At 45.9% G+C, this 218-nt stretch carries 1 protein-coding gene; it reads right to left on the bottom strand.

The window, feature by feature from the left end:
- Nucleotides 1-33: 33 nt before the first annotated feature.
- Nucleotides 34-218: hypothetical protein (locus N477_RS26415; RefSeq protein ID WP_231098046.1), on the bottom strand; the 185-nt coding region annotated here is incomplete at its 5' end.

Raw genomic sequence — 218 nt, 5'->3', positions numbered from 1 at the left:
AATAAGCGACCTTAATACTGAGATTAGAGTCTATTATGCAGAGTATTGACAACTATACGCGAAGCGCTGGCATTCTTTTCGTGCAAGGTGAATACCGTGCGAAAGGACAACTGCACAGCGCGAAACGCTGACATTATTTTCGCGCAAGATGAATATCGTGCAAAAGGCTAGCGACAGCGAACGCAGTGAGCACGCTTCTTTTGCGCAAGGTGAAATGA

Origin of the sequence: Pseudoalteromonas luteoviolacea H33-S (genome assembly GCF_001625695.1) — a bacterium.
Classification (GTDB): Bacteria; Pseudomonadota; Gammaproteobacteria; order Enterobacterales; family Alteromonadaceae; genus Pseudoalteromonas; species Pseudoalteromonas luteoviolacea_B.
The sequence above is the reverse complement of the archived record's forward strand: the minus strand, read 5'-3'. Positions and strand labels throughout refer to the sequence as shown.